Source organism: Natronococcus roseus (genome assembly GCF_043677095.1).
Classification (GTDB): Archaea; Halobacteriota; Halobacteria; order Halobacteriales; family Natrialbaceae; genus Natronococcus; species Natronococcus roseus.
This window is the reverse complement of the sequence record NZ_JBHLJR010000001.1, coordinates 291,779-308,810: the sequence shown is the minus strand read 5'-3', so window position 1 is coordinate 308,810 and position 17,032 is coordinate 291,779. Positions and strand designations below refer to the sequence as shown.

Sequence of the window (17,032 nt, the reverse complement as noted above, 5' to 3'; positions counted from 1 at the left end):
GGTTCAGTTTTCAGCAGCGTCGTCAATCAACCGCTCGGCACGTTTGAGCAGCCGCGCGCTGAGCCGTGCGCCGACCTCATCCATGGCCTCGAGTTTGGCCTTCGCCTCGTCGGCCTCGAGGGCACCGCGTTCGACGGCTCGAATCAGCACCCCGATCGAACCGGAGACGGGAACCGACAGTACCTTGCAGGTCTCCCGAAGCGGTTTCTCGTCCGTAACGACGACCGGGTCCTCGTGAAAGAGTGCCGCCGCCAGCAGCGAGATGTCGCCACCCCAGTCGTCCGGGTTCGTCGATCTTCCGAAGTGCGTTGCGGCCGTCTCGAGGCGCTCGGTCCACTCCTCGGAACTCGTGCGCTCGCGTCCCAGCGTAGGCGACGCGATCCAGACGCCGAGGGCACGTTCGAGTTCGCGCTCGGCTGGCTCCGAGGACACCTCCTTGACGACCGCTTTCGGCATCCGAACATCCCCGATCGTCCCTCGAAGCAGGTCGAGAGAACCGATATCGGCCAACGTGATGAACACGCTCGCGTCGACGAGGAGCGTTCGACGGTTGCCCTACTCGTCGGTCATCGGTTCACCGGAGCGCGTCGACGAGGAGCGTTCGACGGTTGCCCTACTCGTCGGTCATCGGTTCACCGGAGCGCGTCGACGTCCGACTCGAGGTTGGCCTCGTCGTAGTTCGAGAGGACGTTTCGATCGTTCGCTTCGGCCATCATCCGCGCGATCGAGACGTCGGCGATCTCGGCGGCGTCCCGCATTCCGACTTCCCCCTCTCGGTAGCGCTCGAGGGCGATCCGAATCAGCTCCTCGCGCGCACCGCGTCGAACTGCCTCTCGGATCGCGTCGCTGCGACCGCCGCCACGCTGTTCGGCGAGTCGATCGAGGAGGTCCAGCTCCTCGTCTCCCATCCGCGCGGTGACGTTCTCCATGCGTATTGCATCGTATTGCATCGAAATAAGTATGTCTTCGGTTCGGTAGTCCGTTCGATTTCCAACGCGATCGGAACTGTTACCAGCCCGATTGCCCTACTCTCGCGGACGAATGAGCGACCGAAAGGACCGTCTCCGACGGGGCTTTCTCGGCGTCGGCGTCGTTACGCTCGTCCTCGCGGTGGGGATCGTCGTCCTCGCGGGACCGACGCCCGTAACGGCGGCGCTGTTCGGCTGGCTCGCGATCGGCGGCTGTCTGCTGGTCGCCGCCGCCGTCCGCGAGCGGCTCGCGGGCGTCGGCTGGCCCCGGATCGCGAGCGTCGGCCTGGCGGTGCTCGCGCTGGGCGCGACGACGCTCGGGTTCGTCCAGTTGCTCGCCGGCGCCGGCGGCTGGACCCTGCTCAACGGCATCCTCATGCTGGTCGTCGGACTCGTGCTCGTCCTGCTTACCCTCGAGTGCTGGCTCGGCGGCGTCGGGATAGCGCCGGAGACGTTCGCCGTCGACTGACCGCGAACGGAACGGATTTGATCCGAGCGACTCGAGCCATCGTATGGGCTCGGACGACCGGTGTCAGATGGGCGACTGCACGCGAGGGGCCGACCGCACGATGACGTTCAGGAGCCACGAGGATATCGACGTCTGTGCGGCCCACTACCGGCGCAACGTCGCGATCAAGTACGGCGTGCTGGTCGCCGTCTCCGTGGTCCTCGCCGGACTCGGAGTGGGGGCCTACTGGCTATTCGTCTGATCGACGGGCCGACAGTTCCGGGGGAACCTTTCTGCGCCTCGAGCGCCTCCTCTCGAGCATGACGACCGTCTACGCCGCGTTGCGCGATCGGCTGCTCGTCTGCGAGGACGGGTCCGGGGAGTGGACGACGACCAGTCGACTCGAGGGACACGACCTCGAGTGCCTCGCCGCCTCGTCCGACGCTCCAGAGCGGGTGTTCGTCGGCACCTTCGAGAGCGGCCTCCACCGTTCGACGGACGGCGGCGACTCCTTCGAGTCCCTCGAGACCGAGTTCGTCCCCGAGCGCGAGTCGGGGTACGGCGGCGCTGAGAACCTCGAGAGCGACGCCGTCACGGCGGTGGCGATCAGTCCCCACGATCCCGACGTGGTCTACGCCGGCACCGAACCGAGCCGGGTCTACCGCTCGAGCGACGGCGGCGACTCCTGGGCACACCTCGAGGAGCTGACCGACCTCCCCTCGGCCGACGGCTGGTTCTTCCCGCCCAGACCCCACACCCACCACGTCCGCTGGCTCGAGGTCGACCCGTTCGATCCCGAGCGGCTCTACGTCGGGATCGAGGCGGGGGCGTTCGTGTTGAGTACCGACGGCGGGGAAAACTGGCAGGAACGGCCGCCTGGCTCCCGACGGGATAACCACAGCATGGCGATTCACCCCGATCGAGAGGGACTCGTCTACTCCGCTGCGGGCGACGGCTTCGCCCGGTCGACCGACGGCGGCGCGTCGTGGGACCACCCACAGGAGGGCCTCGAGCACCGCTACTGCTGGAGCGTCGCCCCCGACCCCGGCGATCCGGAGTCGGTGCTGGTCTCGAGCGCCAGCGGCGCCGGCTCGGCTCACACGGCGAGTTCGGCGGAGTCGTACGTGTATCGAAAACCGGGCGGGGAGCCGTGGGAACGACTCGAGGACGTCGGGCTCCCGACCGGCGAGGGCGTAGTTCGGGCGGAACTCGCCGCCGGCGCCGAGCGGGGCGTCGTCTACGCCGCGAACAACCGCGGGCTGTTCCGGACTGGCGACTTCGGCGACTCGTGGGACGGCCTCGACGTCGAGTGGCTCGAGGGACTCGAGGCGCAGGCGCCGCGCGGACTGGCGGTGCTCGAAGCGTAGGTCGCAGTAGTCGTCACCGTCGGTTCTCCGTTCGAGACTGCGGGTGCGGTGCGCAGCGATGCGCGTGCATCGGCTCGGTCGACGTCCGAAAGAGACGGATCGGAAACTGCTAACTCGAGGTGATCCTGAAAGAGACCGTTGCTTATCGTGGACACACGGGATTTCCACACCCTCCCCAGCCGATTCCTGCTCACGGGCGCGGAGTGCCCTCTGCTCACGGACGCGTAGCGTCCGTTCACGGCTCGCTCTGTTCCCCGTTCACATCGCGGTTCTCGCTCACTGCGTTCAGTCAGAACCGCGCACCGTTCGCACGGTATGCGAGACCGGAGGTCTCGCACTATTCGCATGGTTCGCGGAACGTACGGTTCCGCGCTAACCTCGGTCACTGCGCTCCCTCGCTCATCCACCGGCAGAGCACGCTCTGCCAAGCCATTCGCTCGTGCTATCTGCTCACGGGCACTCCGTGTCCGTTCGCACGGTACGCGGGACTATCGGTCCCGCGCTACTCGCGAAGACCTCGCGCAGTGTCGACGGTCACCCTCGCTCACGCTCGGGCGACCGCCGGCGCGCGCCACCGCCTCGTGAACCGATCGCCCCATCCTGTTACGGCTTCGACTGCTCCACGAATCGTCCGCTTTCGCGTCAGTGTTCGAACAGCGACGCGACCGCGACGGCGTGGACCGGGGCGACGAGCGCGCCGGTCAGGACCGGGCCGCCGACGGGGACGCTGCCGAGGAGCCAAGCGACGATTCCGAGGACGACGAGCAGCCCGAGTGCCGACCAGCCGTTGCCACTGATCCAGCGGCCGCTCTCTCGAAGCGCCGTCCAGAGTGACGCGCCCGCGGCAGCGAGCCCGGGGGCGGCGAAGAGCCTGACGAGCACCCAGAGCAACACCGCCAGCGGAACGAGTCCGAACAGTCCCATCTCCTGGAGCAGGCCGATCGAGCCAACCAGTCGGTGAGCGAGATCGAAGAGAACGACGAGCCCGAGATACGACGGCAGCGACTCGAGGTGTGCCTCCCCATCCAGCAGCGCGGTCAGGGTGAGCACGCCCGCGACACTGACTGCGAGCAGCGAGATAACGTACAGTCCGAGCCCCCAGACGAGATACGGGAGTTCGAGTCCAACCAGCGCCTCAAGGGGCAGCGCCGTCCCGCTCGTCGCCGTCGGATAGCCGACGAACTCGAGGTGGATCGTCGCCTCCTCGAGGCCCGCGTGCTCGAGGGCCGGGAGCGGATCGCGACGGCGGAGCGCATCGATACCGGCGAGGACGACCCCCGCGAGCGCGAACGGGACGAGCAGGGTGGGTTTCCGGCGGAGCCGCGACGCGGCAGTCGAGAGCACGCCCGCGACGTCCCACTCCCGGCGCTCGTACGCGCCCTCGACCCGGCGCTCGTGTGCGTCGTCGGAATCGAAGGACACGGTTAGCTCGCCTCCTCGAGCGCCAGCAGTCCCTCGTCGGTGAGGACGTACACCACGCCGTCGCCGACGATCGGCTGTGCGAAGTAGACCGAGTCGTCGTAGGCGAAGCGTCGCTCGCCGGTGTCGGCGTCGATCGCGACCAGTTCGGCGTACTGGTAGCCGAGGTAGACGACACCGTCGGCAACGACCGGGTCCACGTCGGGACTGTAGTCGGCCGTCCACTCCCGCTCGCCGCGCTCGAGGTCGATTGCGTGCAGCGACTCCTCGCCATCGGTGACAAAGGCCGTCCCGTGGGCGACGGCCGCGCTGCCGTCGGTGGCGTTGCCGTCGAGGTCGTACTCCCACAGAACGCTTCCGTCGGTCGGGTCTAACAGCGCGACGCCCTCCCTGTCGGGGACGACGAGTCCCGCCTCCGTCGCCGTCGGCGGGCGAAAGTTGCGGTAGTTGAGCGCGCTATCGGGATTCGGGTCGGGCTGCTCGCTCCACCGCACCTCGCCGGTGTCGGCATCGAGGGCGACGAGATCGCCGGGACGGCTCGAGACGTAGACCGTCCCCTCGCTGACGACGGGGCGGTTCGTTCCGCTCGAGCGCGGGTCGCCGATCGTCCGCTCCCACTCGAGGTGGCCGCTGCTCGCGTCGATGGCGACGACGCGGTCGGTCTCGGGGACGACCGCGTACACGGTCCCGTCCGCGGCGACGGGCGAGGGCTCCCGTGGTGCTGACCCGGACCAGCGCCGGCTCTCCTCGCCGGGAGCGTGCCAGCGCTCGGTGCCGATCGACCGCCCGAACAGCTCGTAACCGCCGTCGGCGTTCAGTCCGTGAATTCCCTCTCGGCTGCTGGCGGCGAGGGTATCGCTCCGGTAGGCTTTCGCCGCGGCTCGAGCGGGCGTCGACCAGTACTGGCCCTCCCGCGCGAACCGGATCTCGCCGCTCTCGCGGTCGAACGCGACGAGGGACTGGCGGCCGACGCCGTACAGCGTCTCCCCGAGGAGTATCGGCGCCGTCAGCCCGTGCATCGGCGACTCGGTATCCTGCTGCCAGGCGACCTCGACGCCGTCTTTCGGCCCCGTGGCGTCGGGGTTGTGTCCCGTTCCGGCGGGATCGTATCGCGCCATCGGCCAGTCGTACCGACCGTCGTCGCCGTCGCTCGCGAGGGCCGCGGAGCTCACCGCGGCAGTTGCGGCCGTCGCGCCCGTCACCCCGAGCCCCGCCAGAAGCTGTCGCCTGGATAGCACGTTGGCTGCAGCGTTTACTCAATCGAGTAATATGTCTTCTGCTCGAGGGCAGCGTGATCGGATCGATCGAGGCCCCGAGCCCGAACACACGACGAGCGAGCGCGGAAGTGTTCGGATTTCCTCGACGGTGACCGACCGTTGCGGGGGACATCGGTCGCTTCGAAATCCTTTTAGGCGCTACACGGGGATACTAGCGTAACTGAGTGATATCATGGACGTCGACATCATTTCCGAAGAGGAAAACCCCATGTTGCACCGCACGGACGTAACCTTCGAACTGTCCCACGACGACGCCACCCCGGAGCGACTCCAGGTCCGGGACAGCCTCGCGGCGAAGATGAACAAGAACGCCGACGAGGTCGTCGTTCGCAAGCTCGACACCAAGTTCGGGATGCGAAAGACCGTCGGCCAGGCGAAGGTCTACGAGTCGGCCGACCACGCCCGCGACGTCGAGCAGGAGCACATGCTCGAGCGCAACAAGATCGTCGGCGACGCCGACGACGCAGAGGCCGACGCGGAGGAGGCGTAAATGGCCCGCTACGAGCTCTACGACGACGACGGCAGCAAGAACCGCGAGGAGTGCCCTCGCTGTGGCGACACCTTCCTCGCCGACCACGGTGACCGACTGCACTGCGGGAAGTGTAGTTACACCGAGTGGGAGTAGCGAGCCGAACCGCTCTTTAGCCGCCGATACTGATCAGTAGCCAACTAGCCGTGAGTTCTCACACCCGCGTTCTCGGCATCGAGGGCACCGCCTGGGCGGCCAGCGCCGCCGTCTACGACGCCGCTACCGACGAGGTCGTCATCGAGAGCGACGCTTACCAGCCCGAGAGCGGCGGTATCCACCCCCGCGAGGCCGCCGAGCACATGCACGACGCGATCCCTCGAGTCGTGGAGACGGCCCTCGAGCGCGCCCGCGAAACCCACGACGGACCCGCAGACGAGCCGCCCGTCGATTGCGTCGCCTTCTCCCGCGGCCCCGGTCTCGGCCCCTGTCTTCGGATCGTCGGTACGGCCGCGCGGGCACTGAGTCAGTCACTCGAGGTACCGCTCGTCGGGGTGAACCACATGGTCGCCCACCTCGAGATCGGTCGCCACACCTCCGGCTTTTCCTCGCCGGTCTGTCTGAACGCAAGCGGTGCGAACGCCCACCTGTTGGCCTATCGGAACGGCCGCTACCGCGTGCTCGGCGAGACGATGGACACCGGTGTCGGCAACGCGATCGACAAGTTCACCCGGCACGTCGGCTGGTCCCACCCCGGCGGGCCGAAGGTCGAGGCCGCCGCCGAAGACGGCGAGTACGTCAACCTGCCGTACGTCGTCAAAGGGATGGACTTCTCCTTTTCGGGGATCATGAGCGCCGCCAAACAGCGGTACGACGATGGTATCCCCGTCGAGGACGTCTGTTTTTCCCTGCAGGAGAACATTTTCGGGATGTTGACCGAGGTCTCCGAGCGGGCGCTCTCGCTGACCGGCAGCGACCAACTCGTCCTCGGCGGCGGGGTCGGCCAGAACGCCCGCCTCCGGGAGATGCTCGAGGAGATGTGCGCCCAGCGCGGCGCGAGCTTTCACGCGCCCGAGCCCCGCTTCCTGCGGGACAACGCGGGGATGATCGCCGTGCTCGGCGCAAAGATGTACGACGCCGGCGACACGCTCGCACTCGAGGAGTCGCGGGTGAATCCGGACTTCCGGCCGGATCAGGTGCCGGTATCCTGGAGAGCCGACGAGCCCGACCTGACCCTCGGCCGCGAGGAGGGCAGCGTCCAGGGTGCGGAAGCGCTCGTCGACCTCGAGCCCGAGGCGGGCCGGGTGACCAAGCGCCGCGAACCCAAGACGTACCGCCACCCCGAACTCGACGAGCGGCTCCGGCGCGAGCGAACCCGCATCGAGGCGCGACTGACGAGCCTCGCCCGACGAGAGGGTGTGCCGACGCCCGTGCTCTCGGACGTCGACGGACGCGAGTCGCGGCTCGAACTCGAGTACGTCGGCCGGGAGGACCTTCGAACGGCACTCTCGCCGGAACGGGTCCGCGAGGTGAGCCGACACCTCGCGCGGCTCCACCGGGCCGGGTTCGTCCACGGCGACGTGACGACGCGAAACGTCAGGGTCGGCCGTACGGACGGGGACCGCGAGCGCGACAGCACGAATCGAACGTCCCTCATCGACTTCGGGCTCGGCTACCACACCGACCACGTCGAGGACTACGCGATGGATCTGCACGTCTTCGACCAGAGCCTCGTCGGGACCGCCGAGGATCCCGAACCGCTCCGGACGGCGCTGCGAGAGGGCTATCTCGAGGTCGGCGAGGAGCGCGTGCTCGAGCGCCTCGCGGATGTCGAGGGGCGGGGCCGGTACGTCGACGACCAGTAGCGCTCCTACTCGTCCCCACTCGAGTCGGTCGTCGTATCGATCCCGAGCAGGTAGTTACCGCCGCAGAAACACGTCGTCGCGTTCTGGAGCAGGCCGAGTCCGGCGATCCCCGCGATCGCCGCGCGCTCGTGCCTCTCGTTCCGGTAGGCTGCTGCGGCGACCGCGACCAACCAGATCCCGAGCATGCCTCGAGCGATGCGATCGAGTCCACCGACGTTCCGTTCCATACGAGATCGATCGACGCGATCGCAGTTAGCTGTACCGTCGAACCGGGAGTCTCTTGGGGTGAGCGCTCGAGGAACGACCGATGAGCGACCTCCTCGTAACCGGTTACGAACCGTTCGGCGAGTTCGAAACGAACCCCGCCCGCCGGCTCGCGAACCGACTCGACGGGACCGAGATCGGCGGGGCGAGCGTCGCGGGGGTCGACCTCCCCGTCGTCTTCGACCGCGCGTCCTCCCGTCTCGAGGACGCCGTCGACGAACACGACGCCGACGTCGTCTGCGCGCTCGGACTGGCCGGAGGGCGGCCGACGCTCTCGCTCGAGCGCGTCGGGATCAACCTGCGGGACACCCGCGGGGTGGCGGACAACGAGGACCGCGAGGTCGTCGACGAACGGGTCGCGGAGGACGGTCCCGACGCCTACTTCGCGACGCTCCCCTGCCGAGAGATGAAGGCGGCGATGTGCGACGCGGGCGTCCCGACGCGGCTCTCGACCGACGCCGGCACCCACTGTTGCAACGACCTGCTGTACGCCGCACGCCACCTCGTCGAGACGACCGACCGCGCGTTCCGAGTCGGGTTCGTCCACGTGCCCCTCTCCCACGAGCAAGCGGCGGTCCGCGACGAGGGCGAACCGAGTATGGGCCTCGAGGCGATGGAACGGGGGCTTCACGTGGGGCTCGAGGTCGCGGTCGAGGGCGGTTCTGCGGGGGACTCGGAGTCGCCAGCGTAGATGTCGATCGCCCGAGGACCGCGCCGGCGTTCGGTTTCGTCGCGGGCTGCGCACACAATACTCTTAATCGTGGACGACGTTCGGTCGCGCATGGCAGACAAGCCAAGCTCCGGAGAGGTTTTCGGCGTACCGTACAACTTCGATCGGCCGAGCATGGGTCGGATGCTCTCCTCGTACTGGCAGCCCGGCGAGGGAATGCTCGTCGAGAAGCCGTTCGGCGTCGGTTACACGCTGAACCTCGCGAACTGGCGCTCGTGGATCGTCGTCGCGATCGCCGGGGCGCTCCTCTGGCAGGAACAGCAGGGCGTCACCGAGGAAACGGAAGGCACCGAGGACGAGCCCGTCGAAGTCATCGTCGACGACGACTGAGACGATTTGCTGTAACGATGTACCGGTGGGAGCGCAGGACAGTTCGCGGTCCCACCGGATATGACTTACAGCAGACAGTATGATGACCCACCACGCGCGGACCACCGGTTCGTTCGCAGTCAAGTTCGTTCCCTCCGACCGCGTGGTAGCAACGCGAACCCTTTTTCGATGGATCTCCGATATACGAGTATGGCATCGGACAGGAGAACCGTCTGGGAGTACGAGACGGTTCGTCCACCCCGCGCGGCGACGATGGAGGAAGCGAGCGATCCCGAGGAGGTACTCAACGAGTACGGCCAGGAGGGCTGGGAGCTCGTCAGTACGATCGAGTACACCGGCGGCGGCACGAAGTACCTCGTGTTCAAACGACCCGCGAACGGTGGCGGCGATGAGTGACAGCGAGAACGCCGACGAGGACCAGGTCAGTACCGGCGACACGATGCGCGAGCGGGCCGACGAGAGCAAGCTCAAGCTCTGGCTACTCATCGGCGCGAACCGGCAGCTCGTCACGGGCGTGCTCTCGGTGACGTTCTTCGCGCTGTTCATGCTCGGGAGCTTCGTCGATCCGACGCTCTCGGACCTGCTTCAGGAGCGAGGCGTCATCGAGTCGCTGTACACGCAGATGATCGGCGCGCTGATCACCGGCGTCACCCTCGTCGTCACCATCAGCCAGCTGATCATCTCTCAGGAGAACGGTCCGCTCGGCGTGCAGCGGACGCGAATGAGTGAAACGATGGACTTTCGCGGGTACATCAAGGAGCTCACCGGGAGACCGTCGCCGGCGGATCCGTCGGCGTTCCTTCGCGAGATCATCGACGCGACCCAGGAGCGCGCCGAAACGCTCGACGAAGTCATGGAGTCGACCGACAACGAGGATCTCAGGAACGAGATCGACGAGTTCGTCGACAGCATCACGGGCAACGCCGAGACCGTCCGCGAGAAGCTCGACGGCGCGAAGTTCGGCACCTTCGACGTCGTCTACGCCTCGATAGACTACAACTACTCCTGGAACATCTTCCAGATCGAGCGCCTGATCGCCGACTACGAGGACGACATCGACGAGGAGCAACGCGACGCGCTCGAGGACCTTCGAACCGCGTTCACGATGTTCGGTCCCGCCCGAGAGCACGTCAAGACGCTGTACTTCCAGTGGGAGCTCATCAACCTCTCGCGGTACATTCTCTACGCGGCGATCCCCGCGCTGCTGATTTCGGGGATGATGCTGGCGTTCGTCGACACGGCGACGATCACCGGGCGGATCCTCGGCGTCGAAACGTTACTCTGGCTCATCGGGATGACGTTTACGATCACGCTCATCCCGTTTTTCCTGCTAACCTCCTACATCCTGCGGATCGCGACGGCGGCGAAACGAACGCTGGCGATCGGCCCGCTGATCCTGCGGGACTCCCAGCGCTGATCGTCAGCGTCCGCTGGCAGCCTCGCTACTCGACCGACACCGACGTCCCTTCCTCGCCGGAACGGTAGATCGCGTCGATCACGCGCTGAACCGTCAGAGCGTGCCCGGCCGTGTTCAGCGCCGGCGGCTCGCCCGTTTGTACGGCTTCGAGGAATCGCTCGTCGCTGCCCTCCCATCCCGTTCGGTCGAGCGAGCCCCCCGTCAGCGTCGAGTCGACGAGGTGGTCGGTCCCCTGCGTGCCCGCCTGGTACAGCGTCAGTTCCTCGCCGCCGAGCTCGAGCGCCGCGCCCGCCTCGGTGCCGCGGACGACGAAGTCGTTCGTCTCCTTCTGGTTCGCCGCCCAGGTGACCTCGAGCGAGATCGTCCGGTCGTCTTCACAGCGGATCATCGCCGTCGCCGAGTCCTCGACGTCGAAGACGGCCTCGTCGGTCTCGTCGTACCAGTCGCCGGGGTCGACGTAATCGTCGCGGTGGCCGAACTCCGTGCGGGTGACCGCGAAGACCTCCTCGACGTCGGGGTAGTCCATCAGGTACAACGCGTAGTCGATCGCGTGGACGCCGATGTCGACGACGGCGCCCCCGCCCGACAGCTCGCGGTTGGTGAACCACGAGCCGACGCCGGGGATGCCCCGCCGACGGACGTAGTTCGCGTCGACGTGGGTAACGTCGCCGAAGAAGCCCTCCGCCTGGTGGTCCTTGAACACCTCCGTCGCCGTCGAGACGCGGTTGTGGAAGTTGACCATACAGAATCCGTCGGCGTCGGCCGCTGTGTCGGCGATCCGTTCGGCGCTCTCGAGGTCGCTCGCCAGCGGCTTCTCACAGAGAACGTCATATCCCCGCTCGAGAGCGGCGACGACCGCCTCCTCGTGAAAGGCGTTTGGCGTCGAGACCGCGACCGCGTCGAGGTCCTCCGCGTCGTACATGGCCTCGAACCCCTCGTAGCTCGCCGCGCCGTAGGTCTCCGCGAACTCCTCGCGGGCCGGCTCGATCAGGTCGGCACCCGCGACGACCTCGTGACCGAGGGTCTCGGCATTGGTCGCGTGGGTCTGTCCCATAAATCCGAGCCCGACTACCCCGAGCCGGACGGTGTCAGTATTACTCACACGCCGAGTAAATCAGTACACCGACGAAAGTGTTGCGAGTAGCGATCGGCAGCGACGGGGTCGTCGCTCACGTCGCGGGACCGACGAGGCTTTGACGCGCCTGAACGGTTGTTCGTACATGACCGTCCGATTCGTCACGGGCAACGAGGGAAAGGTCGCAGAAGCCCGCGACTACCTCGAGGGGATCGATACCGTCGAGCAGGTCGAGTACGACTACGCCGAACTCCAAAGCGACTCGCTCGAGGAGATCGTCACCCGCGGGGCCGAGGAGGCCTACGCCGAGCTCGGAAGCGAGGGGCCAGTGCTGGTCGACGACACGGGACTGTTCGTCGAGGCGCTCGACGGCTTTCCGGGCCCGTACTCGGCCTACGTCGAGGACACACTCGGGATCGAGCGAGTCTGGCGGCTCGCGAGCGAGGAGGAGAGCAGACGGGCGCGGTTCCGGACGGTACTGGCTTACGCCGACGAGGAGCGCACGGAGACGTTCGAGGGGGCGGTCGCGGGCACCCTGGTCGCCCCCCGTGGCGAGGGCGGGTTCGGCTACGATCCGATCTTCGAGTACAACGGGAGGACGTTCGCCGAGATGGACACCGAGGAGAAAAACGCCATCTCCCACCGCGGGCGGGCGCTCGAGGCGTTCGCCGAGTGGTACGGCGGGCGGTAGCTGACGAGTTCGCGTCCTGCGGCCGGGCAGTCGAGCTCTCGTCCGCGACGGGACGAACGAGCGAGTCCTCGAGACTCCGTCACCCCTCGACGCCGACACTCCGTTATGTCGACCACTACCGATTAGTACAACGGAGCGATAGCCACACCTATGAGAACGCCAGCACCCGATTCCCGTCCGGTGGCGCTGACGATCGCGGGCAGCGACTCCGGCGGCGGCGCAGGGATCCAGGCCGATCTCGCGACGATGGCCGCCCACGGCGTCTTCGGCACGTCGGCGATCACCGCAGTCACCGCCCAGCACACCCGCGGCGTCGAGTCGTCGTTCGTGCTTCCCCTCGAGGAGGTCGAAGCCCAGCTCGAGGCCGTCACCGGCGATTTCGCGGTCGGTGCGGCGAAGACGGGGATGCTCGCGACCACCGAGATCGTTCGGCTGGTCGCCGACCGCGCTCCCGAGTTCGAGTTCCCGCTGGTCGTCGACCCCGTGATGGTCGCGACCTCGGGCGATCGCCTGCTCGAGCCCGAGGCCGAGCGCGCCTACGAGGACCTCCTGAGCGAAGCGACGCTCGCGACCCCGAACGCCGACGAGGCCGAGGTACTGTCGGGTATCGAGGTGACCGACGGCGAGAGCGCCCGCGAGGCCGGCGAGTCGATCCTCGAGACCGGCGTCGACGCCGTCCTCGTGAAGGGCGGCCACGTCCCCGGCGAGACGGTCCGGGACCGACTCGTCACCGCAAAGGAGGTCAGGACGTTCGAACACCCGCGGGTCGGCACCGAGGCGACCCACGGCTCGGGCTGTACGCTGGCCGCGGCGATCGCCGCCCGGCTGTCGAAGGGTGAGCCCCTCGAGCCGGCCGTCGAGGGTGCGACCGACTTCCTCGGGCGGGCGGTCCGGTACTACTCCGACGTCGGCGAGGGCCACGGCGCGGTCAACCACGCCGTCGACCTGCGGAACGCGGCCGCCCGCGAGCCGACCGCCGAGGCGGTTCAGGGAGTCGTCGGTCGACTCGTCGCGGCCGACGTCTCGCGGCTCGTCCCCGAGGTCGGGATGAACGTCGTCGGCGCGACTCCCTACGCCGAGTCGGTCGCCGAGACGGCCGCCGTCGAGGGCCGGATCACGCGCACGCTCGAGGGGGTTCACCCGAACCGCGGGGTTCGCTTCGGCGCCTCGAGCCACCTGGCCGACTTTCTGCTGGCGGCCCGCGAGTCCGCGCCGGAGCTTCGGTTCGCCGTCAACTGTCGGTTCGACGGCGCGGTCGAGGACGCGCTCGAGGAGCTGGGTTGGGCCGTCGCCGAGGACGGGAACAGCACCGAACCGGTCAACGGCGTCTTCGCCGACCGCGAGACGTCGCCCGTCGCGGTGATCACTCGCGCCGATGTCGGACAGGAGGCGACGGTGAAGCTCGTCGCCGCGGACACGGAGACACTGGCGGATCGGACACTCGAGCTGTGCGATCGGCTCGAGTGAGCCGGGTCGGAGTTACGCCTCATCGGCGGTCTCGAGCGCGTACAGATCTCCGCTTCCGAACGGGCCGCCGAACGCGACCGCGTGACATCCTCCTCGCCGTAAACGGAGAGGGAGCGAAGCTCCCTCAAGCAGTCGGGCGCAGCCCGACGACGGCGAGGCTTCCCGTACCGCAGGTGGGATATTTGCCGGTCTACGACACGACCTGTTCTCTCGTTTTGAACGTCCCGCTCTCGCAGTCGAACAAGTATGTCGATGGCTGTGCCACACAGCCGTTACTCCTATCCTCGCCATGAGGACTCGGAGTTATCTTCTGTCGCATGTTCTCTGCCCCGTTGCAATCCGCGTTGGCCACCAATTCGCACGTCGAACAAACGTACAGGCCACGTTGGACACGGTTCGACTTCGTGTCGTCGCCACACGCCGAACACGTCTTCGAGGTGTCCCACTCGTTCTCCTTCAACACCTCGACACCTCGTATCTCTCCTTTGTATTCAAGGTACTGGTAGATGCGGTCGAATGCCCACGTATGGAGTTTCTTGTTGCCGGTCTTGCCCCAGTCGGATTCTCGTACATTCTCGGGCCAACTCACCGCGAGCGTTCCAACACCACGCTCAACACACTCGGTAATGATGGCGTCCGTGAGAACGTGGTAGAAGTGCGTTTCACGGTCAGCGAGTTTCCAGCGTGCCCACATCGACTTCTCGGACGGCCCGTTCTCACCCTCGGTATCGTACTCTGCTCGGGTGAAGTAGTGTTTGTCTTGCTTGAGCGAGTTGCCGGGATAGAGAACGTATTGGTCGGGGAATGCGACCGTGGCGATGTTCTTAATACCGAGGTCGATGCCTGCCACTTTGTCACCTGTGGAGTCGTTGGTTTCGAGGCTGACTTTACAGACGAAGTGGAGTTCCCACTCGTCGCCGTTCCAGACGGCGCGAACGTTCTGCACGCTGTTTACTTCCGAGAGGTCAACGTCGGGGCGCGTCTGGTACTCACAGAGCAGGAAGTCTGACCAATACTCCTTGAGGTTCGAGCCTTTGCTGAGTCGGACTCGGTTGTTATCGGGGTCGTGTTTGAACCCGTCTGTTTTGAACGTGACCGTACTGCGTGGACGTTCGTCGCCGTTTTTTCGGTAGCCGGGCGGATTCGCCTCGTCAAACTTGTGTCGCAGGTCGAACCACGACTGGAAAGCGTCAGAAAGTTCTTCAATGACTTTCTGACTGGATTGCGCGTTCAAGTCTTTCCAGCACGACTGGTTCTTCATGTACGATTTCAGAACGCCTTCGTCTGGAATTTTGCTGGTCGCATCCCAGATGCGGTCGGCTGTCCATCGTGCGACGTTCCAGATTTTCGAGGCGGAGTCTCCGAGCGAGTCAAGACCATCGCAGACCTGTTGTTGGTTCTGAATGGAACCAACGTAGGTGCGAGTGACCTTAATCGCCATACATAGCCTATGTAGTCAAACCTACTTAATGGCTCGGATTGGCATTGAATATCCGGCCTGCTATCGAGCGGTGGGTTTTGTAGTCAAGTGACGCGATTCACGCCCGGTCGTCAGACTACGTCTGACGGGCAATCAGAAATCGGAGATTTCTGATGACGGCGTGAACGACGGGACTCTCTCGCTGTCTAAAGATAGAGCGCGTCGGCGACGGCGACAGGCTGGCCGCGGGTGAGCCCCGTCGCGAGGTCCCACAGCTCCTCGCCCGACTCGAGGTCGAGACAGACCGTGCGCGGGCCATTTCCGCTCGGAAGGTAGATCTGCCCGTGGGCGACGGTTGGCGTGACGCCTCCGCTGCCGCGACGGTCGTAGCTCCAGACCGTCGATCCGTCCTCGCGGTCGAGCGCCTCGAGGCGACCGTCGCCGTCGCAGCCGAGCACGACGTCCGCCGCGACGACGGGCGGCGCTCGGAGATCGTCAAGGTCGTCGCGCGTCCAGTCCGTCTCGCCGTCGGCGACCGCGGCCGCGCCCCCGGCACTCGAGGAACTCGCCGTGTACGCCGTGCCGTCGGCGACCGCCAGCGCGTGCGGGTGCGGGGCGTCCGCGCTCCAGTCGCGGGCGCCCGTTTCGACGTCGAGCGCGAGGACGCCGCCCCCGCCGATCGCGTACAGATGGTCCGTCGTCAGTACGGACGAGCCGTACCGGACGAACGCGTCGTCGTTCGTCCAGAGCTCCTCGCCGTCCTCGGCGTCGAGGGCGTACGTTCCGTTGTCGGAGCTGACGTAGACCACATCTCGAGCGAGCGACGGGATCGACCGAACGCCTGCGGCCGGGTCGGCCTCGTACTCCCAGCGGTGCTCGCCGGAGGAGGTCTGGCAGACGACGTCGCCGGAGCCGGTGCCGAAGTAACAGCGGTCGTCGACGACCGCGACGCCCCCGCCACCGAACGCGGTGTCGATGCCGGCGCCGTCCCGGGTGAGTCGAGTCGCCGCGAGTTCGGCCTCGAGCAGTTCGGCGTCGGGGTTGTATCCGGTGTTCGCGGCGTCGAACCCCTCGCGCGGCCAGGCGTTCGTCCCGTCGGTCAGCGGGGCGGGATCGCGGTCGTCGATCGAGCCCGGATCGGAGAGGCGCTTCTCGAGCGACGACGTACAGCCCGCGAGCGCCGACGCGGTCGAGGCGCCGGCAACCGAGCGGAGGAGAGGGCGGCGGTTCATGTCAGAATATTAGCTACTACCGTATTGAAACTTCATCCGAGAAGCGGGCTCGACCGACGACGTAGAATCTGCCCGCTGGCGTAGAATTATGGGAACGGCGGGCCCTCTCGAGGTATGGTCGAGAACCCCTTCGACGTCGAGATCCGCGTCGGCGACGTGCTCGAGGCCGAGTCGTTTCCCGAGGCGAACAAGCCGAAGATGACCAAGCTGTGGATCGACCTCGGCGACGAGGGCGGCGAGATCCAGTCCGCAGCGCAGCTGGATCACCACTACGATCCCGAGGAGCTCGAGGGACGTCGGGTGCTGTGTGCGACGAACCTGGGCTCGGTCCGGATCGCGGGGTTCAAATCCGAGGCGCTGACCGTCGGCGTCCCCGACGAGGAGGGGTATCCGATCCTCGTCGAGCCCGATCGGGAGAAGGACGTTCCGATCGGCGGGCTGCTGTTCTGAACCGACGCTCCGCCGTCGAGTCGAGCGACCGTTCGGAGTGAACCGCCTCGGGGTCAAGTGGTTCGAGAGAGCAAAGCTCTCTCGTTATCGAGCGAGACCTTCAGTCTCGCGGACCTCGCGGAGCTTTGCTCCGCTCAGTCACGGAA

Annotated in this window: 21 protein-coding genes; 13 read left to right on the top strand and 8 right to left on the bottom strand. The window is 66.6% G+C overall.

Annotation, left to right across the window (positions count from 1 at the left end):
• Positions 1 to 3 precede the first annotated feature (3 nt).
• Both ACFEMD_RS01695 and ACFEMD_RS01690 read right to left on the bottom strand, forming a co-directional pair.
• The gene (locus tag ACFEMD_RS01695; protein ID WP_394739146.1) at positions 4 to 522 is read right to left on the bottom strand and encodes a DUF3368 domain-containing protein; all 519 of its coding nucleotides are present in this window, start codon (positions 520 to 522) and stop codon (positions 4 to 6) included.
• A 110-nt stretch (positions 523 to 632) separates the two neighbouring features.
• Positions 633 to 929, bottom strand: coding sequence for a ribbon-helix-helix protein, CopG family (locus ACFEMD_RS01690; protein WP_394739145.1), 297 nt, complete (start codon positions 927 to 929; stop codon positions 633 to 635).
• Between the two features lie 112 nt (positions 930 to 1,041).
• On the opposite strand from ACFEMD_RS01690, the gene ACFEMD_RS01685 reads away from it, so the two are divergent.
• From ACFEMD_RS01685 to ACFEMD_RS01675, 3 genes are read left to right on the top strand one after another with little or no spacing between them, the layout of a single operon-like run.
• Positions 1,042 to 1,437: a hypothetical protein gene (locus tag ACFEMD_RS01685; RefSeq protein WP_394739144.1), complete on the top strand. Its 396-nt coding sequence runs from the start codon at positions 1,042 to 1,044 to the stop codon at positions 1,435 to 1,437.
• 43 nt (positions 1,438 to 1,480) lie between these two features.
• Positions 1,481 to 1,678, top strand: a complete 198-nt coding sequence (locus ACFEMD_RS01680) for a hypothetical protein (RefSeq protein WP_394739143.1) — start codon at positions 1,481 to 1,483, stop codon at positions 1,676 to 1,678.
• 58 nt (positions 1,679 to 1,736) lie between these two features.
• Positions 1,737 to 2,783, top strand: coding sequence for a WD40/YVTN/BNR-like repeat-containing protein (locus ACFEMD_RS01675; protein ID WP_394739142.1), 1,047 nt, complete (start codon positions 1,737 to 1,739; stop codon positions 2,781 to 2,783).
• 642 nt (positions 2,784 to 3,425) lie between these two features.
• Here ACFEMD_RS01675 and ACFEMD_RS01670 read toward each other — a convergent pair.
• A complete protein-coding gene (locus tag ACFEMD_RS01670; RefSeq protein ID WP_394739141.1) occupies positions 3,426 to 4,205 on the bottom strand; it encodes a hypothetical protein in 780 nt (259 codons plus the stop codon).
• Between the two features lie 2 nt (positions 4,206 to 4,207).
• Entirely contained in the window at positions 4,208 to 5,440 is a 1,233-nt protein-coding gene (locus ACFEMD_RS01665; RefSeq protein WP_394739140.1) for a PQQ-binding-like beta-propeller repeat protein, read from the bottom strand.
• A gap of 211 nt (positions 5,441 to 5,651) precedes the next feature.
• On the opposite strand from ACFEMD_RS01665, the gene ACFEMD_RS01660 reads away from it, so the two are divergent.
• From ACFEMD_RS01660 to ACFEMD_RS01650, 3 genes are read left to right on the top strand one after another with little or no spacing between them, the layout of a single operon-like run.
• Entirely contained in the window at positions 5,652 to 5,969 is a 318-nt protein-coding gene (locus ACFEMD_RS01660; protein ID WP_005552907.1) for a 30S ribosomal protein S24e, read from the top strand.
• Positions 5,970 to 6,104, top strand: coding sequence for a 30S ribosomal protein S27ae (locus ACFEMD_RS01655; RefSeq protein ID WP_005552908.1), 135 nt, complete (start codon positions 5,970 to 5,972; stop codon positions 6,102 to 6,104).
• Between the two features lie 50 nt (positions 6,105 to 6,154).
• On the top strand, positions 6,155 to 7,810 hold the full coding sequence (locus tag ACFEMD_RS01650; protein ID WP_394739139.1) for a bifunctional N(6)-L-threonylcarbamoyladenine synthase/serine/threonine protein kinase: 1,656 nt from the start codon (positions 6,155 to 6,157) through the stop codon (positions 7,808 to 7,810).
• Positions 7,811 to 7,815: 5 nt separating this feature from the next.
• Here ACFEMD_RS01650 and ACFEMD_RS01645 read toward each other — a convergent pair whose 3' ends face one another.
• The gene (locus ACFEMD_RS01645; RefSeq protein WP_394739138.1) at positions 7,816 to 8,037 is read right to left on the bottom strand and encodes a YgaP family membrane protein; all 222 of its coding nucleotides are present in this window, start codon (positions 8,035 to 8,037) and stop codon (positions 7,816 to 7,818) included.
• Between the two features lie 80 nt (positions 8,038 to 8,117).
• On the opposite strand from ACFEMD_RS01645, the gene ACFEMD_RS01640 reads away from it, so the two are divergent.
• The 4 genes from ACFEMD_RS01640 (at position 8,118) to ACFEMD_RS01625 (ending at position 10,551) form a co-directional block, all read left to right on the top strand.
• Entirely contained in the window at positions 8,118 to 8,765 is a 648-nt protein-coding gene (locus tag ACFEMD_RS01640) for a pyroglutamyl-peptidase I (protein ID WP_394739137.1), read from the top strand.
• A gap of 90 nt (positions 8,766 to 8,855) precedes the next feature.
• Complete coding sequence (locus ACFEMD_RS01635; RefSeq protein ID WP_394739136.1) at positions 8,856 to 9,134, top strand: DUF5808 domain-containing protein; 279 nt, start codon at positions 8,856 to 8,858, stop codon at positions 9,132 to 9,134.
• Between the two features lie 189 nt (positions 9,135 to 9,323).
• Positions 9,324 to 9,530 (top strand): DUF4177 domain-containing protein, encoded by a 207-nt coding sequence (locus ACFEMD_RS01630; protein WP_394739135.1) that lies wholly within the window; start codon positions 9,324 to 9,326, stop codon positions 9,528 to 9,530.
• Complete coding sequence (locus ACFEMD_RS01625; RefSeq protein ID WP_394739134.1) at positions 9,523 to 10,551, top strand: hypothetical protein; 1,029 nt, start codon at positions 9,523 to 9,525, stop codon at positions 10,549 to 10,551. Before ACFEMD_RS01630 ends, ACFEMD_RS01625 begins: the two co-directional genes overlap by 8 nt.
• A 25-nt stretch (positions 10,552 to 10,576) precedes the next feature.
• On the opposite strand, the gene ACFEMD_RS01620 is transcribed toward ACFEMD_RS01625, so the two are convergent.
• Entirely contained in the window at positions 10,577 to 11,653 is a 1,077-nt protein-coding gene (locus tag ACFEMD_RS01620) for a Gfo/Idh/MocA family protein (RefSeq protein WP_394739133.1), read from the bottom strand.
• 118 nt (positions 11,654 to 11,771) lie between these two features.
• Between ACFEMD_RS01620 and ACFEMD_RS01615 the strand changes: the two genes are divergently transcribed.
• Both ACFEMD_RS01615 and thiD read left to right on the top strand, forming a co-directional pair.
• Positions 11,772 to 12,317: an XTP/dITP diphosphatase gene (locus ACFEMD_RS01615; RefSeq protein WP_394739132.1), complete on the top strand. Its 546-nt coding sequence runs from the start codon at positions 11,772 to 11,774 to the stop codon at positions 12,315 to 12,317.
• A gap of 150 nt (positions 12,318 to 12,467) precedes the next feature.
• The gene (gene thiD, locus ACFEMD_RS01610) at positions 12,468 to 13,784 is read left to right on the top strand and encodes a bifunctional hydroxymethylpyrimidine kinase/phosphomethylpyrimidine kinase (protein WP_394739131.1); all 1,317 of its coding nucleotides are present in this window, start codon (positions 12,468 to 12,470) and stop codon (positions 13,782 to 13,784) included.
• A 190-nt stretch (positions 13,785 to 13,974) separates the two neighbouring features.
• Here the strand turns inward: thiD and ACFEMD_RS01605 are convergent, their stop codons facing one another.
• Together ACFEMD_RS01605 and ACFEMD_RS01600 are read right to left on the bottom strand one after the other, a co-directional pair.
• A complete protein-coding gene (locus tag ACFEMD_RS01605; protein ID WP_394739130.1) occupies positions 13,975 to 15,225 on the bottom strand; it encodes an RNA-guided endonuclease InsQ/TnpB family protein in 1,251 nt (416 codons plus the stop codon).
• A gap of 185 nt (positions 15,226 to 15,410) precedes the next feature.
• Complete coding sequence (locus ACFEMD_RS01600) at positions 15,411 to 16,436, bottom strand: PQQ-binding-like beta-propeller repeat protein (protein ID WP_394739129.1); 1,026 nt, start codon at positions 16,434 to 16,436, stop codon at positions 15,411 to 15,413.
• A 114-nt stretch (positions 16,437 to 16,550) separates the two neighbouring features.
• Between ACFEMD_RS01600 and ACFEMD_RS01595 the strand changes: the two genes are divergently transcribed.
• On the top strand, positions 16,551 to 16,886 hold the full coding sequence (locus ACFEMD_RS01595; RefSeq protein WP_394739128.1) for a tRNA-binding protein: 336 nt from the start codon (positions 16,551 to 16,553) through the stop codon (positions 16,884 to 16,886).
• The last annotated feature ends 146 nt before the right edge of the window (positions 16,887 to 17,032 follow it).

Coding starts and splice junctions, on each gene's coding strand:
- ACFEMD_RS01690 (WP_394739145.1), bottom strand. CDS start 929: ATGGAGAACGTCACCGCGCGGATGGGAGACGAGGAGCTGGACCTCCTC.
- ACFEMD_RS01660 (WP_005552907.1), top strand. CDS start 5,652: ATGGACGTCGACATCATTTCCGAAGAGGAAAACCCCATGTTGCACCGC.
- ACFEMD_RS01685 (WP_394739144.1), top strand. CDS start 1,042: ATGAGCGACCGAAAGGACCGTCTCCGACGGGGCTTTCTCGGCGTCGGC.
- ACFEMD_RS01645 (WP_394739138.1), bottom strand. CDS start 8,037: ATGGAACGGAACGTCGGTGGACTCGATCGCATCGCTCGAGGCATGCTC.
- ACFEMD_RS01625 (WP_394739134.1), top strand. CDS start 9,523: ATGAGTGACAGCGAGAACGCCGACGAGGACCAGGTCAGTACCGGCGAC.
- ACFEMD_RS01675 (WP_394739142.1), top strand. CDS start 1,737: ATGACGACCGTCTACGCCGCGTTGCGCGATCGGCTGCTCGTCTGCGAG.
- thiD (WP_394739131.1), top strand. CDS start 12,468: ATGAGAACGCCAGCACCCGATTCCCGTCCGGTGGCGCTGACGATCGCG.
- ACFEMD_RS01595 (WP_394739128.1), top strand. CDS start 16,551: ATGGTCGAGAACCCCTTCGACGTCGAGATCCGCGTCGGCGACGTGCTC.
- ACFEMD_RS01605 (WP_394739130.1), bottom strand. CDS start 15,225: ATGGCGATTAAGGTCACTCGCACCTACGTTGGTTCCATTCAGAACCAA.
- ACFEMD_RS01615 (WP_394739132.1), top strand. CDS start 11,772: ATGACCGTCCGATTCGTCACGGGCAACGAGGGAAAGGTCGCAGAAGCC.
- ACFEMD_RS01600 (WP_394739129.1), bottom strand. CDS start 16,436: ATGAACCGCCGCCCTCTCCTCCGCTCGGTTGCCGGCGCCTCGACCGCG.
- ACFEMD_RS01630 (WP_394739135.1), top strand. CDS start 9,324: ATGGCATCGGACAGGAGAACCGTCTGGGAGTACGAGACGGTTCGTCCA.
- ACFEMD_RS01635 (WP_394739136.1), top strand. CDS start 8,856: ATGGCAGACAAGCCAAGCTCCGGAGAGGTTTTCGGCGTACCGTACAAC.
- ACFEMD_RS01680 (WP_394739143.1), top strand. CDS start 1,481: ATGGGCTCGGACGACCGGTGTCAGATGGGCGACTGCACGCGAGGGGCC.
- ACFEMD_RS01640 (WP_394739137.1), top strand. CDS start 8,118: ATGAGCGACCTCCTCGTAACCGGTTACGAACCGTTCGGCGAGTTCGAA.
- ACFEMD_RS01655 (WP_005552908.1), top strand. CDS start 5,970: ATGGCCCGCTACGAGCTCTACGACGACGACGGCAGCAAGAACCGCGAG.